General features: G+C 38.0%; 16 protein-coding genes. 7 read left to right on the top strand and 9 right to left on the bottom strand.

Annotation, left to right across the window (positions count from 1 at the left end; translation table 11 throughout):
• Nucleotides 1-14: 14 nt before the first annotated feature.
• The 7 genes from rpoN to DK866_RS13095 are packed head-to-tail and all read right to left on the bottom strand — an operon-like array spanning nucleotide 15 to nucleotide 5955.
• On the bottom strand, nucleotides 15-1496 hold the full coding sequence (rpoN, locus tag DK866_RS13065; RefSeq protein WP_109409257.1) for an RNA polymerase factor sigma-54: 1482 nt from the start codon (nucleotides 1494-1496) through the stop codon (nucleotides 15-17).
• Nucleotides 1497-1555: 59 nt separating this feature from the next.
• Entirely contained in the window at nucleotides 1556-2281 is a 726-nt protein-coding gene (lptB, locus tag DK866_RS13070; RefSeq protein ID WP_072069775.1) for an LPS export ABC transporter ATP-binding protein, read from the bottom strand.
• A gap of 6 nt (nucleotides 2282-2287) precedes the next feature.
• Nucleotides 2288-2821: a lipopolysaccharide ABC transporter substrate-binding protein LptA gene (gene lptA, locus DK866_RS13075; protein ID WP_109409258.1), complete on the bottom strand. Its 534-nt coding sequence runs from the start codon at nucleotides 2819-2821 to the stop codon at nucleotides 2288-2290.
• A complete protein-coding gene (gene lptC / locus DK866_RS13080) occupies nucleotides 2802-3380 on the bottom strand; it encodes an LPS export ABC transporter periplasmic protein LptC (protein ID WP_072069773.1) in 579 nt (192 codons plus the stop codon). Before lptC ends, lptA begins: the two co-directional genes overlap by 20 nt.
• A 16-nt stretch (nucleotides 3381-3396) precedes the next feature.
• Complete coding sequence (gene kdsC, locus DK866_RS13085) at nucleotides 3397-3954, bottom strand: 3-deoxy-manno-octulosonate-8-phosphatase KdsC (RefSeq protein ID WP_109409259.1); 558 nt, start codon at nucleotides 3952-3954, stop codon at nucleotides 3397-3399.
• A 27-nt stretch (nucleotides 3955-3981) separates the two neighbouring features.
• Nucleotides 3982-4956 (bottom strand): arabinose-5-phosphate isomerase KdsD, encoded by a 975-nt coding sequence (kdsD, locus tag DK866_RS13090; RefSeq protein WP_109409260.1) that lies wholly within the window; start codon nucleotides 4954-4956, stop codon nucleotides 3982-3984.
• A gap of 18 nt (nucleotides 4957-4974) precedes the next feature.
• Nucleotides 4975-5955: a calcium/sodium antiporter gene (locus DK866_RS13095; RefSeq protein ID WP_109409261.1), complete on the bottom strand. Its 981-nt coding sequence runs from the start codon at nucleotides 5953-5955 to the stop codon at nucleotides 4975-4977.
• 243 nt (nucleotides 5956-6198) lie between these two features.
• Here DK866_RS13095 and mlaF point away from each other — a divergent pair, with 243 nt between their 5' ends.
• The 7 genes from mlaF (at nucleotide 6199) to murA (ending at nucleotide 11048) form a co-directional block, all read left to right on the top strand.
• Nucleotides 6199-7011 (top strand): phospholipid ABC transporter ATP-binding protein MlaF, encoded by an 813-nt coding sequence (gene mlaF / locus DK866_RS13100; protein ID WP_072069769.1) that lies wholly within the window; start codon nucleotides 6199-6201, stop codon nucleotides 7009-7011.
• 3 nt (nucleotides 7012-7014) lie between these two features.
• Nucleotides 7015-7794 (top strand): lipid asymmetry maintenance ABC transporter permease subunit MlaE, encoded by a 780-nt coding sequence (gene mlaE, locus DK866_RS13105; protein ID WP_109409262.1) that lies wholly within the window; start codon nucleotides 7015-7017, stop codon nucleotides 7792-7794.
• 3 nt (nucleotides 7795-7797) lie between these two features.
• Complete coding sequence (gene mlaD, locus DK866_RS13110) at nucleotides 7798-8334, top strand: outer membrane lipid asymmetry maintenance protein MlaD (protein ID WP_109409263.1); 537 nt, start codon at nucleotides 7798-7800, stop codon at nucleotides 8332-8334.
• A gap of 82 nt (nucleotides 8335-8416) precedes the next feature.
• Nucleotides 8417-9046 carry a phospholipid-binding protein MlaC gene (gene mlaC, locus DK866_RS13115; protein ID WP_036933065.1) on the top strand — a complete coding sequence of 210 codons (630 nt, stop codon included), beginning with the start codon at nucleotides 8417-8419 and terminating at the stop codon, nucleotides 9044-9046.
• 1 nt (nucleotide 9047) lies between these two features.
• Nucleotides 9048-9341 (top strand): lipid asymmetry maintenance protein MlaB, encoded by a 294-nt coding sequence (gene mlaB, locus DK866_RS13120; RefSeq protein ID WP_109409264.1) that lies wholly within the window; start codon nucleotides 9048-9050, stop codon nucleotides 9339-9341.
• A 141-nt stretch (nucleotides 9342-9482) separates the two neighbouring features.
• A complete protein-coding gene (gene ibaG / locus DK866_RS13125; RefSeq protein ID WP_006535338.1) occupies nucleotides 9483-9737 on the top strand; it encodes a BolA family iron metabolism protein IbaG in 255 nt (84 codons plus the stop codon).
• A 48-nt stretch (nucleotides 9738-9785) separates the two neighbouring features.
• Nucleotides 9786-11048 carry a UDP-N-acetylglucosamine 1-carboxyvinyltransferase gene (murA, locus tag DK866_RS13130; protein WP_109409265.1) on the top strand — a complete coding sequence of 421 codons (1263 nt, stop codon included), beginning with the start codon at nucleotides 9786-9788 and terminating at the stop codon, nucleotides 11046-11048.
• Between the two features lie 80 nt (nucleotides 11049-11128).
• Here murA and DK866_RS13135 read toward each other — a convergent pair whose 3' ends face one another.
• The gene (locus DK866_RS13135; RefSeq protein ID WP_109409266.1) at nucleotides 11129-12433 is read right to left on the bottom strand and encodes an SIR2 family protein; all 1305 of its coding nucleotides are present in this window, start codon (nucleotides 12431-12433) and stop codon (nucleotides 11129-11131) included.
• Nucleotides 12426-13337: a hypothetical protein gene (locus DK866_RS13140; protein ID WP_109409267.1), complete on the bottom strand. Its 912-nt coding sequence runs from the start codon at nucleotides 13335-13337 to the stop codon at nucleotides 12426-12428. The genes DK866_RS13135 and DK866_RS13140 overlap by 8 nt, the downstream gene beginning before the upstream one ends.
• Between the last annotated feature and the right edge of the window lie 177 nt (nucleotides 13338-13514).

Below are 13514 nucleotides of genomic sequence, written 5' to 3' on the forward strand. Positions count from 1 at the left end.
CTTCTCAATTATGCTCAAACCAACTCTTTGCGTTGATTTGAAGGCGGGATGGATAATGACTCTCTATATTTCGCAACAGTGCGTCGAGCAACTTGTATACCAAGTTCTGCGAGCATATCAGCCAGTTTACTATCACTAAGTGGTTTCGCTGGATTTTCTGCTGCGATTAGTTTCTTCACTAAAGCCCTGATTGCTGTTGAAGAGGCTTCGCCTCCGCTATCAGTATTCACATGGCTAGAGAAAAAATACTTCAATTCGAAAATTCCTCTTGGGCAATGCAAAAATTTTTGCGTTGTCACTCGAGAAATGGTGGATTCGTGCATTTCAACCTGTTCAGCGATATCCGCTAACACGAGGGGTTTCATATGCTCTTCACCCAATTCGAAAAATGCCTGCTGTGTGTCAACAATGCAATGAGCGACTTTTAATAATGTCTCATTACGGCTTTCTAAACTTTTTATCAGCCATTTGGCTTCTTGTAAATTGTCACGAATAAATTTTCCATCGCTCTCATTTTGAGTTGACTGACCCAATGCAGCATAGGTTTCATTTATACGTAGGCGAGGAATGCTATCTGTATTTAACTCAACTTGCCAGCGTTCACCTGATTTTTTTACCAGTATATCTGGGATAACATACTCTGACTCACCTGTATCAATACTTAATCCAGGTTTAGGATCAAGTGATTGAATTATCTCAATAACCGATTTTAATGTCTCTTCACGTAACTTCGTTTGACGCATCAATTGGCGAAAGTCGCGATTACCCAATAATTCTAAATGTTGGCTAATGACCAACTGTGTTTCTTTAAGATAAGGGGTATCTGTTGAAAAAGCAGAAAGCTGGATCAAAAGACACTCCTTTAAATCACGCGCAGCAACTCCAATAGGATCAAAGCGTTGAATACGTTTTAACACGGCTTCAACTTCATCAAGCTCTATCTCATCATCGCCCATTCCAAGCAGGATGTCATCTGTTGTAACAGTTAAATATCCTGTTTCATCAACTGCATCGATAATACTTATGGCAATGGCTCTGTCTGTTTCTGTAAACGGAGTGAGATCAGCCTGCCATGTCAGATAATCTTGTAATGAAGCTGTTGTTTCACCTTGATACAGTGGGAGTTCATCATCCATATAGTCATTACTGGTACCAGAAGGTGTGCCCGCGGTGTAAATTTCTTCCCATTGAGTGTCTAATGGGAGATCGTCAGGCATCTCTTTTTGTTCTAAAGCATCCAGTGTGTCGAACTCTTCAACTTCGTTTTCAGTTGTTGTTTCTGTTGTAGAGTCAGATTGATTTTCTGTATGAGAGGCGTCATCTGAAACGGGATCTTGTTGATCGTCGTCTTGTTCGAGAAGAGGGTTGGATTCAAGCGCTTGCTGAATTTCTTGTTGTAATTCAAGCGTCGAAAGTTGCAACAAACGAATAGCCTGTTGTAGCTGTGGCGTCATTGCCAATTGCTGACTGAGACGAAGTTGCAGACTTTGTTTCATAATAATGCGATGAGTCCTTGGCTGTTGTCATCCATGACAGAGTAAAAGTGAATCTAAGATTACAGGCGGAAGCCTTCACCTAAGTAAACACGTTTAACTTGCTCATTTTCAAGAATTTCTTCTGGCGAACCATGAGCGATAAGGTGACCTTGGCTGACAATATAGGCTCGTTCACACACATCTAATGTTTCACGAACATTATGGTCAGTAATCAGTACACCTAATCCGTAATCACGTAGATGCTGGATAATTTTTTTAATATCCAATACTGAAATTGGATCAACACCAGCAAAAGGTTCATCTAATAAAATGAATTTAGGGTTTGCAGCTAACGCACGTGCAATTTCAACTCGACGGCGTTCTCCCCCTGATAATGATTGCCCTAAGCTGTTACGCAAATGGCTCACATTGAACTCTTCTAATAGCTCTTCTGCACGATCTTTTCGCTGCTCTGGTGTTAAATCATGGCGAATTTCTAAAATTCCCATAATGTTGTCATAAACGCTTAGCCGTCTAAAAATAGAGGCTTCTTGAGGTAGATAGCCTATTCCTTTACGCGCACGTTCATGTAACGGTAACAGAGTGATGTCTTCATCATCAATAGTAATACTACCTGCATCACGAGCGACAATGCCGACAACCATATAGAATGTTGTTGTTTTACCGGCACCATTAGGGCCAAGTAAGCCTACAATTTCACCTGAATTAACATTCAGGCTAACATCACCGACAACGGTGCGCCCTTTGTATGCTTTTGCTAAATTTTCAGCTTTTAACAGCGCCATAAAGTGTTACTTACCTTTGTTGTTAGCACCAGTACCTTTCTCTTGCAACTGGGAAGGCAGTAAAACAGTGGTAACTTGTTTACCTTTACCGCTAAATGCTTCCATTTGCTGAGTTGGGACGAGATAAGTGATCTTATCACCAGTGATATTACTGTCTAATTGTTCAAGATAGGCTTTACCCGTTAAGGTCATTAATTCTTTATCCATTTCATAGGTCATCTTGTCGCCACGACCTTTGATAGGTTTGCCATCATCTTGTAACTGATAAAAAGTTACGGGATTACCAAATGCTTCAATGACGATTTTTTTAGAGTCACCACCAGGGCGTGTAACAACGACTTTATCAGCACGAATATCGATAGAGCCTTGTTTAATCACAACATTTTGTGTAAATGTCGTGACATTTTTCTCTAGATCAAGCGACTGTTTTTCTGAATTGACAACGATAGGTTGTTGCGTGTCATCTTTAAGCGCCATCGCAGGTACACTTATTGCTAATAATGTACCGATAATCAGTGTATTACGGATTTTTTGATTCATTAGGGATCTCATAATAGGTGTTTACCTTTTCAATCAGCTCTGCGTGTTTCTCGCGCAGATTGCCTCGCATTTTTAAGCCGACTGATTTCAGTCCGACGCCGATAATAGTCACTTCATCATCAGAGGAAACATCCTGTGTATCCAAATTCGCGATAGCGTTATCAGTGCTTATTCTCTGTAATTGAGAATCATCATTTAAGCTATCAATCTGAACATCGCCATAAAGATAGAGCATTTTACTGTTGGTTAGCTTGGCTTTATTGGCGCGCACGGTCCATGTTGCATCCCCTGCCGGCGAATAAGTGGTTAAGACAGGGTTAGTAAACCATGTAAACTTTTGCTGAGCATAGTTTTTGACATCATCAGCAACGAGTTTATATCCAAGTATACCTGTTGGCTCATAAACAAAAGATATCGATGATTTAGATTGATAAGTTGGTTGACCATCATCAACAACTTCACCATCACCGAATTCAGTGTTGTTAGTATAGTTCCAGCCAATTAGCCCAAGGGCGATAATTGCAAGAATTAAGGTAAACCAGGATTTTAATTTATTCATTCTGTGTCGTTATACGTTAAATCGAAAGACCTTTAGCTTCTTCAAGCCGACCTTGAGCTAAAAGGATTAAATCACATAATTCTCGTACTGCACCACGCCCACCCATAATGCGAGTAACGTAGTCCGCCCGAGGTGTGAGTAATGGATGTGCATCGGCAACTGCGACGGAGAGTCCGACTTTTTCCATTACAGGTAAATCTATCAGGTCGTCACCAATATAGGCGGTTTGTTCATGTTTAAGGTTTAGTGTATCTAACAGTTGTTGATACGCCAAAAGCTTATTATGCTGACCTTGGTAAAGATATGTAATGCCAAGCGTTTTAGCACGATCTTCTAACAGCTTAGATTGACGACCTGTAATGATAGCAACCTCAATGCCTGATGTAAGCAAACAACGAATGCCATACCCATCACGGACATTAAAAGCTTTTAGTTCTTCGCCATTATTGCCCATGTAAATGAGTCCGTCCGACATAACACCATCAACGTCACAAATCAGCAATTGGATTTTTTCTGCTTTTTTGATGACTTGCTCGCTTACTGCACCATAACAAGTTTCTATCATTGTATTCATTTTTATCCTTCGAACGTTATGACTAGCTTATACAACACCGGCTTGTAATAGATCATGCATATGTAAAACACCTAATAGGATATCACTATCTTGTTCTGTTACTAACAACGAGGTGATATGTTTTGCTTGCATTAAATTTAGTGCTTCAACGGCTAAACAATCAGGGCGAATACGAATACCTCCTCTTGTCATCACATCAGAGATTTTGGCATTGTTAAGATCAATTCCTAAATCAAATATGCGACGTAAGTCACCGTCAGTAAAAATACCGTTAATCAACATACTATCATCGCAGATTACCGTCATACCTAATTTTTTACGGGTAATCTCAACAAGTGCTTCGCGTAACGTTGCGTCTTTAGTAACACGAGGGATATCAGCGTCTTTATTCATTAAGTCACTCACATGAAGGAGTAATTTACGACCTAATGCACCACCAGGATGAGAAAGGGCAAAATCTTCAGCAGTAAAGCCTCGAGCACGTAAAAGTGCGATGGCCAGTGCATCGCCCATCACTAATGTTGCTGTTGTACTTGTTGTGGGAGCAAGTCCTAAAGGGCAGGCTTCTTTAGGAACTTTGATACAAAGATGAATATCAGACGCTTTCCCCATTGTACTTTGAGGAGTGCGTGTCATACAAATCAGTGTTATCTGTTTGCGTTTCAGAACCGGAATGAGGGCGAGGATCTCACTGGCTTCACCCGAGTTTGAAATCGCTAGAACAATATCTTTTTCTGTGACCATGCCTAAATCGCCATGACTTGCTTCACCGGGATGAACAAAAAAAGAAGGTGTTCCTGTACTGGCAAATGTTGCAGCAATTTTATGCCCAATATGGCCAGATTTACCCATACCCATCACAATCACTCGACCCTGGCAGTGAAAAATCTTTTCACAGGCAAGCGTAAAATCATCGTTGATATATTGTTCTAGTTCAGCTAACCCATCACGTTCAATATGAAGGACTTTTTTGCCCGCTTGCTGAAAATCAAACTCGGTCATTTTTTTGTACCATTTATTTTAGGTTAAGAGAGAATGTGCAACGCACAACACCGTAATATAAACAATAAAGCAAACTAATAAGAATATCCCTTTTCCTCGATTAAGGCGCCGTTTCCGCCCTAAGGAAAAGATAGAGAACAATAAACTAGCCACACCAAGTACAGCAAAACTAAAATAAAATGTATTGATATTAAATGTACTTGGTGAAAGTAATGCTGGCATTCCTAACACAAATGTCAGGTTAAAAATATTAGCACCTATAATATTTCCTAAAGCTAATTCATTTTCACGTCTTAGCGCTGCAACAATGGTTGTCGCTAATTCAGGTAAGCTTGTTCCAATAGATAGCAAGGTTAAGCCAACAAAAAGGCCACTAAGATGATACTGTTGCATTAGAATAAAGACATTATCTAATATCATTTGAGTCGCAACTGGAATAATCAGTAAGGCAATAACGACCCAAAAAAGAGCAACTGAATTACGAGGATTTGTCTGTAATTCAAAACGGGTTAAGGTTTCTAAAGGTAATACATGGCGCTCTTGTGTAAGTGTTTTATGCATCGTTTTTATCATGAGAAAGATAGATGCAAAACCAATAAAAAAGAGCAAAGTACCTTCTCTCAGCCCTAGGTTTCCACTAGATAAAATAATACCCACAAGCATGATGACGATAATCATCAATGGAAGCTCTTTTTTCAGTACCGCAGATTGTATGTTCATGGGGTAGATCATCGCCCCAATGCCCGCAATAAGAAGAAGATTGGTAAGTGTAGAACCAATAGCAGTACCAATAGCAATGTCAGGTAAATTATGAACCGAGGCATCGGTAGAAACAAAAAGTTCAGGTAATGATGTGCCAGTGCCTACAATTAAAATACCGATAACGGCGGGGGGAATTTTTAACGATTGCGCAAAAACGCTCGCACCATAGACTAATCGGTCTGATGCATAAACAAGTAGCATCAATCCAAAAATTAAAAGAGACAAAGTAATCAACATGCCATCAGTTTTCCGACAATGAGCAAGTAAAGAAAGAAAAAACCAATAAGACAGGGCTGATAAAAAAACATATTGTCAAAAGGTTTTGCTAATTCACCATATTTTGACTAGCCAAGCACGAAAAGTAAAATTAACCGTGCAATAAATTGCTAAATAGTGGTGATTTCTTTGTAACATAACGAATGACCTGCCAAAATAGCGTAAAAATTTGTTTATGCAGACAGGCTTGAGGATGTTTTATTCATGAACGCACAATCTGACAATCTAATTGAAGTGCGCAATATGAACTTCACTCGTGGTAGTAGGAAGATCTTTTCTGAGATTAACCTTGTTGTACCTAGAGGAAAAGTGACTGCAATTATGGGCCCTTCTGGGATTGGTAAAACAACTTTATTACGCCTTATGGGAGGACAAATTCTTCCTGATAGCGGCGAAATTTGGTTTGATGGCGATAATATTCCGGCGCTATCACGTTCTGCGTTGTATCACGCAAGAAAGAAAATGAGTATGCTTTTTCAGTCTGGTGCCCTTTTTACCGACATGAATGTATTTGAAAATGTAGCCTTTCCACTAAGAGAGCATACAAATTTACCTGAAGCGCTTATACGTACAACGGTGATGATGAAGCTTGAAGCTGTGGGTTTACGTGGTGCTGCAAGTTTAATGCCTTCTGAGTTATCAGGTGGTATGGCTCGAAGAGCCGCATTAGCCAGAGCCATTGCGCTTGATCCCGAATTAATTATGTTTGATGAACCTTTTGTTGGGCAAGATCCTATCACTATGGGCGTACTTGTTAAGCTGATTGATGAGTTAAATCATGCACTCGGAGTGACGTGTGTTGTGGTTTCTCATGATGTGCCTGAAGTGTTGAGCATTGCCGATTACGCTTATATTGTTGCGGAGCAAAAAGTTATTGCTCAAGGTAGTGCAAAAGAATTACAGGACAACCCAGATAGGCAAGTCAGACAGTTTTTAGATGGAATTGCTGATGGCCCGGTACCTTTCCGTTTTCCTGCGGGAGATTATCAGGACGACCTATTAGGACGAGGAAATTAGTACGTGGTAAATTTATTAGCTCGTATTGGCGCTAGAGCGTTAGCGATTTTTGCAACATTCGGTAGAGCTGGCATTATGCTCTTTCGTGCATTAGTCGGTAAACCAGAATTCCGTAAACAGTGGCCTCTTTTAATGAAGCAGCTGTATAACGTTGGCGTTCAATCTTTATTAATCATCATGGTGTCTGGTCTATTTATTGGCATGGTGCTGGGATTACAAGGTTATCTTGTACTGACAACATTTAGTGCTGAAGCCAGTCTTGGCATGATGGTGGCTCTCTCTTTGTTACGAGAATTGGGCCCTGTGGTAACCGCATTATTATTTGCAGGCCGAGCAGGTTCTGCATTAACAGCGGAAATTGGTTTAATGAAAGCCACAGAACAAATTTCCAGTTTAGAAATGATGGCAGTCGATCCTTTACGGCGAGTCGTTGCACCCCGCTTTTGGGCCGGTTTAATTAGCATGCCATTGCTTTCACTTATTTTTGTTGCCATCGGTATTTGGGGTGGTGCCATTGTTGGTGTGGATTGGAAAGGGATCGATGAAGGCTTTTTCTGGGCATCTATGCAAGGTGCCGTTGAATGGCGATTAGATTTAGTGAATTGCTTTATTAAGAGTGTCGTTTTTGCCATTACCGTCACTTGGATAGCGCTCTTTAACGGGTATGACGCAATCCCAACATCAGAAGGGATTAGCAGAGCAACAACACGTACTGTTGTTCATTCATCGTTAGCCGTATTGTGTTTAGATTTTGTGCTAACAGCACTGATGTTTGGGAACTAAGTCATGCAAAGTAAAAAAATTGAAGTTTGGGTTGGTCTATTTGTTTTGATTGCGCTAGCCGCTGTGATTTTCTTATGCCTAAAAGTGGCTGATATTAAAGAAATGGGTAATCAACCAACTTATCGCGTTTATGCCAGCTTCGGTAATATTGGTGGGTTAAAAGAACGTTCCCCAGTTAAGATTGGTGGTGTGGTGATTGGTCGTGTTTCTTCTATCACTTTAAAAGAAGAAGATGAAGGGAACTATCGTCCTGAAGTCGCGCTCGATATTCTGAGTATTTATGACCACATTCCAGAAAGTAGCTCACTGTCTATTCGTACATCTGGCTTATTAGGTGAGCAGTTCCTTGCATTGAATTTAGGTTTTTATGATGAAGCATTAGATTCTACTCTACTTAAAGACGGAGGACGGATCACTAATACTAATTCAGCAATGGTACTAGAGGATCTCATCGGTCAGTTCCTTTATAAAACAGGAGATGGTGATGGTTCAGCAAAATCTGAATCTGAATCAACTGAAGAACATCCAGCATTACCTTAATCATTAATTCTTATAGGATGTATTTATACATTTAATTAAGTAAAGCATCCTATTATTAAAACTTTTTTAGGAGAGCGAAAGTATGTTTAAACGCTTATTGATGGTCGCACTGTTAGTCATTACACCTTTTGCGATGGCTGTAGATAAAACCAATCCATACACACTGATGGAAGATGCCGCACAAAAGACGTTTACTAAATTAAAAAATGAACAGCCTGAAATTCGTAAAAATCCTGAAGTTTTGCGCCAAATTGTTCAACAAGAATTATTGCCATATGTACAAATTAAATATGCAGGTGCATTAGTATTGGGGCCTCATTATCGTACTGCAACACCAGCTCAACGCGATGCATATTTTACTGCATTTGAAGCGTACCTTGCTCAAGTATATGGTCAAGCATTAGCGATGTATGAAGGACAAGAATATCGTATTGAGCCAGCAAAACCGTTCGCAGATAAAACAAACCTCACTATTCGCGTTACCATTATTGATAAAAATGGTCGCCCACCTGTTCGCCTTGATTTCCAATGGCGTAAAAACAGCAAAACAGGCGAATGGCAAGCTTATGACATGATTGCGGAAGGTGTCAGCATGATCACCACAAAACAGAATGAGTGGTCAGATATTTTAAATTCTAAAGGTGTTGATGGTTTAACAAAACAGTTAGAAATTAGTGCAAAAACACCAATCACACTGGATGAGAAAAAATAACATGTCATCCTCGTTAAATTGGGAAAAAAAGGACGATACCCTCTTTTTTCAAGGAACGTTAGATCGCGAAACGTTATTACCTGCTTGGCAGCAACGTAAAGCATTATTAACCGATATCAATATTATTGATATTTCAGCATTGAGTCATATCGATTCAACAGGATTGGCGCTTTTTGTTCACCTAAAAGCAGAGATGGAAGCACAACATCGCCAATTTATTATTCAAGGCGTAAGTGAGCGTTTTCAGACTCTTATTACTCTCTATGATCTTGATGAAATTATGAATATTGCCTAATACAGGTTTTAACTAAAAGCAATTAAAACGCCCCCTTCGTGATACTTTTATCATTAAGGGGGTTTTTGATGGTTTAAGAGTAGGGCGGATTCCATTAGGATAGACGACTGATTATTATTTTAACGTTGAGATTGAGCAATTATGGATACAAATGAAATCAAACAAGTATTAATGGACAGCCTGTCTTTAGATGAAGTCATCGTTAACGGTGACGGCAGTCATTTTCAAGTTGTCGTTGTTGGCGCTATGTTTGAGGGAATGAGCAGAGTAAAACAACAACAAACCATTTATGCCCCTTTGATGGAATATATCGCAGATAACCGTATTCACGCTTTGTCTATTAAAGCCTACACACCTGAAGAGTGGAAGAGGGATCGTAAACTTAACGGGCTTTGATTCAGTAGGTATACAGCGTACAGCAAAATAAAAAAGAGAGTTCTACAGATGGATAAATTTAGAGTACAAGGACCAACCTGTTTATCAGGTGAGGTCACTATTTCAGGCGCAAAAAACGCTGCATTACCAATCCTGTTCGCTGCGATCCTTGCCGAAGAGCCAGTAGAATTAACCAATGTTCCTAAGTTAAAAGATATTGATACAACGATTAAATTACTTAATCGCTTAGGAACTAATGTTGAACGTAACGGCTCTGTTTTTGTTGATGCTCGTAATATCAATGAATTCTGTGCACCTTACGAGTTAGTTAAAACCATGCGTGCTTCTATTTGGGCATTAGGGCCGTTAGTTGCTCGCTTTGGTCAAGGTCAGGTTTCTTTACCTGGTGGTTGTGCCATTGGCGCTCGTCCTGTTGATCTTCATATTACAGGTTTAGAGCAATTAGGCGCTGAAATCACGCTTGATGAAGGTTATGTAAAAGCTCGTGTTGATGGGCGATTAAAAGGCGCACATATTGTCATGGATAAAGTGAGCGTGGGTGCCACTATCACTATTATGACTGCAGCAGTGTTAGCCGAAGGTAAAACTATCATTGAGAATGCGGCAAGAGAGCCTGAAATTGAAGATACTGCTAATTTTCTTAATACATTAGGTGCCAAAATCAGCGGTGCAGGTACAGATAGTATTACTATTGAAGGTGTAGAACGCCTTGGTGGTGGTACTTATCAAATTCTCCCTGATCGTATTGAAACTGGTACTTTCTTAGTTGCTGCTGCTGTTTCTCGTGGCCGCGTTGTTTGTCGTAATGCAAAGCCTGATACGTTAGATGCAGTGTTGGCGAAATTACGTGAAGCGGGTGCAGATATAGAAGTTGGTGAAGATTGGATCAGCCTTGATATGCATGGTAAACGTCCTAAAGCGGTAACCTTGCGTACAGCACCGCATCCTGGGTTCCCGACTGATATGCAAGCACAGTTTAGCCTTTTAAACTTAGTTGCTGAAGGCGCAGGAATGATCACAGAAACTATTTTTGAAAATCGTTTTATGCATATTCCTGAGTTAATCCGCATGGGCGCTCATGCTGAAATCGAAAGTAATACGGTGTTATGTCATGGTGTTGAAAAACTTTCAGGCGCACAAGTGATGGCGACAGATTTACGTGCTTCTGCAAGTTTAGTCCTTGCGGGGTGTATCGCTGAAGGTACAACTATTGTGGATCGTATTTATCATATCGATCGTGGGTATGAAAATATTGAAGCTAAATTACAAGGATTAGGGGCGAAAATAGAACGTTTACGCGCTAATGACTAATTTATTTTAGCTAGCCTTTTTTAGCCATTTAAAACCATAGTACATTGTTGTGCTATGGTTTTTTATTGAGTTCAAATTAATTATAAGTTTTTAACTAAATTAACAGCATCGTTATTACTAATATTCTCACGAACATAATTTTTTATCATAACTCTATTTGATACAATAAGAGACGGCCATTTATTTTCCCATGCACGATAAGCATGCCAAGAATATCCTATGGAATAATCTTTAGTCATGTGATCCATTGAATGAGATACCGCTTTAAGATATATATCTTCTAATGGGGTGCTTTTTATTTCAATGATAGTTGCAAGATAGATTAGCCAATTTGCCAAATGAACATATTGTTCCCAAGCACTATTTTCACTCGTTAGTTTTATTTTTTCCTGTATTATTTTCTCTATCATGTTCATGGTTTTTTTATCTGTCACTTTAGCACCAAAGGCAGCTAATGATATTATTATTTCATAAAAACTATTTTCTACTCTTAAGAATTTTTCAGAAAAGCTATGATTTCCATGTAATACTTTTTTTATATTTTTTATTGAGCTTTCAACGGTTTTCTCTACTTCTATTATTTTTGAATTTAGATTTTTAAAAAAATCATGAATATTTAAATCATCAATAACTCTAATACCATAGCAATGAAAATAGTATTCTTTTAAGTAGGATTCTATTTTCTTTCTAGATACTAAAAACATAGAAGAACCAATAACGTTTTCTCGTGAGAAATTTTTGTACTCATTAATAATTGCTTTTAGGTTAGTATCTCCAAGAGAATAGCCTAATATAACAATTGTATTTTCATAAATCATAGAGCTTATTTTTTTAGAGAAATAAGAGTTGTAGTTTATAAATTTAAAATAATCATCAGAAGTAACAACCATATTACTCGGTGAATCAATAGAACCATGTACGTGATAAATTTTTATTTTTGAAGAAGATTTGGGAATTGGTAATCCAGGAGCAAGAGATTGGCAATGATCAATTGAAAGCATATGTTCAATCAATTTATCATAGTTTGTTGTTATTATTCTCAGAGAATTATTTTCCAAGAATTCTTCTATAGGTTCGTTATTTTTAGATAATTTGATATCTTTTATAATTTCTGCAATTTTCTCATGTAAATTTTTATCTCTTTTTTGGTATTCAATATAAATAACTTGAGCCGCCTCCTCTAAACTTAATGGATTTTTACCATTATTAGGGAATAAAGATTGTTTTATCTTTTCTAAACCACTCAATTCATCACAGACTTTCTCAAGTAATTCTTGCCAACTAGGTACTTTATTTTTTGTTAATGCCTTTGAAAATCCAGTACCTGTAAACAAACATAGTCGATTAGTCACTGTTGAATAGGCTATTTCATATATTTCATTCATTTTTCTTGCCCCATTTTTTGTAATATAGGTAAGTTAAATCATCTAACTTGAAATTAATAAAATCACTACTATTCATTTTTACCGGTGGTAATTCACTGAATATAAATAAGTAGAGGGGTTGTACTGGTTTAGAAAAAGCGATCTTATCTAATTCTTGACGAGATGTTCTCTTATATTCTGAACTATCGACAAGTCGCTCAGTAATAAAAAATGTTGGCTTACATTTTAAATTACCTGCTCGCATTTCATTATTAAAACGAACAAGGTAATAATTATCTATCCGTTTAATCCATGCCTTACCAAAGTACACTCGTGGCTCATCGATATACTCACTGAGATCTTTTTTATCATTAACATGAATGAAGAAGTCTCTTAAATGAATTCTTCCTTCAGCAGTATTTAGAAAGAAATTTTCTTTATTAATAAAAGCATTAACTAGCCCAGATAAACGCTTTCTTGCATGGCGTGTTTTATTTATATTTTCTTCATCAACATCCTTTCTTTTTAAGCGTCTTTTTATACTATTATCTTCTTCTAAGACAGGTACATCATGAATTTTATTTTTATAAGGAGATGAGAGATCAAGTTCAATAGTATCATCTAAAATAAAAGGGAGTGCTTCAGGATCTTCATGTGCTTTCTTTATTTTACGAAATTCACTTTCTTCACTAATTCCTATTTTGCAGGCATCACTGTGTTCAGAAACAAATTTAAAATAGGGGACCCTTTTACGTAATCGACTAGGTTTATCAAGATTGGCGCATGTTACTTGGGCGTGACAATCAGGTTCAGTACATTCAAAAAGATGTTTTGATGTTATTCTGTTTTCTGAGAATAATTTATCGGCATCTTCTGCTGTGATATCTCTATTTAACTCAAGACTTTTAGCTAATTCTATTTTCATTGAATGCCTCTTTATACTTTATTAAATAATACATATCACAGGATTTCTAAATTTTCTTCTGGTGAGTTTAGATTTGTGCTCTATACGATAATAAATAACTATTTAGGACTATTAACCTATAAGGTAGATAAGAGAAATATAATAATCATGTATTATTTCTTTCATTATAATGTGACA

It is taken from the genome of Proteus genomosp. 4 str. ATCC 51469 (assembly GCF_003144375.1).
GTDB lineage: Bacteria > Pseudomonadota > Gammaproteobacteria > Enterobacterales > Enterobacteriaceae > Proteus.

Excerpts from the sequence above, each read along its gene's own strand:
- rpoN (WP_109409257.1), bottom strand. The coding sequence starts at position 1,496 with ATGAAACAAAGTCTGCAACTTCGTCTCAGTCAGCAATTGGCAATGACG.
- lptB (WP_072069775.1), bottom strand. The coding sequence starts at position 2,281 with ATGGCGCTGTTAAAAGCTGAAAATTTAGCAAAAGCATACAAAGGGCGC.
- lptA (WP_109409258.1), bottom strand. The coding sequence starts at position 2,821 with ATGAATCAAAAAATCCGTAATACACTGATTATCGGTACATTATTAGCA.
- lptC (WP_072069773.1), bottom strand. The coding sequence starts at position 3,380 with ATGAATAAATTAAAATCCTGGTTTACCTTAATTCTTGCAATTATCGCC.
- kdsC (WP_109409259.1), bottom strand. The coding sequence starts at position 3,954 with ATGAATACAATGATAGAAACTTGTTATGGTGCAGTAAGCGAGCAAGTC.
- kdsD (WP_109409260.1), bottom strand. The coding sequence starts at position 4,956 with ATGACCGAGTTTGATTTTCAGCAAGCGGGCAAAAAAGTCCTTCATATT.
- DK866_RS13095 (WP_109409261.1), bottom strand. The coding sequence starts at position 5,955 with ATGTTGATTACTTTGTCTCTTTTAATTTTTGGATTGATGCTACTTGTT.
- mlaF (WP_072069769.1), top strand. The coding sequence starts at position 6,199 with ATGAACGCACAATCTGACAATCTAATTGAAGTGCGCAATATGAACTTC.
- mlaD (WP_109409263.1), top strand. The coding sequence starts at position 7,798 with ATGCAAAGTAAAAAAATTGAAGTTTGGGTTGGTCTATTTGTTTTGATT.
- mlaC (WP_036933065.1), top strand. The coding sequence starts at position 8,417 with ATGTTTAAACGCTTATTGATGGTCGCACTGTTAGTCATTACACCTTTT.
- mlaB (WP_109409264.1), top strand. The coding sequence starts at position 9,048 with ATGTCATCCTCGTTAAATTGGGAAAAAAAGGACGATACCCTCTTTTTT.
- ibaG (WP_006535338.1), top strand. The coding sequence starts at position 9,483 with ATGGATACAAATGAAATCAAACAAGTATTAATGGACAGCCTGTCTTTA.
- murA (WP_109409265.1), top strand. The coding sequence starts at position 9,786 with ATGGATAAATTTAGAGTACAAGGACCAACCTGTTTATCAGGTGAGGTC.
- DK866_RS13135 (WP_109409266.1), bottom strand. The coding sequence starts at position 12,433 with ATGAATGAAATATATGAAATAGCCTATTCAACAGTGACTAATCGACTA.
- DK866_RS13140 (WP_109409267.1), bottom strand. The coding sequence starts at position 13,337 with ATGAAAATAGAATTAGCTAAAAGTCTTGAGTTAAATAGAGATATCACA.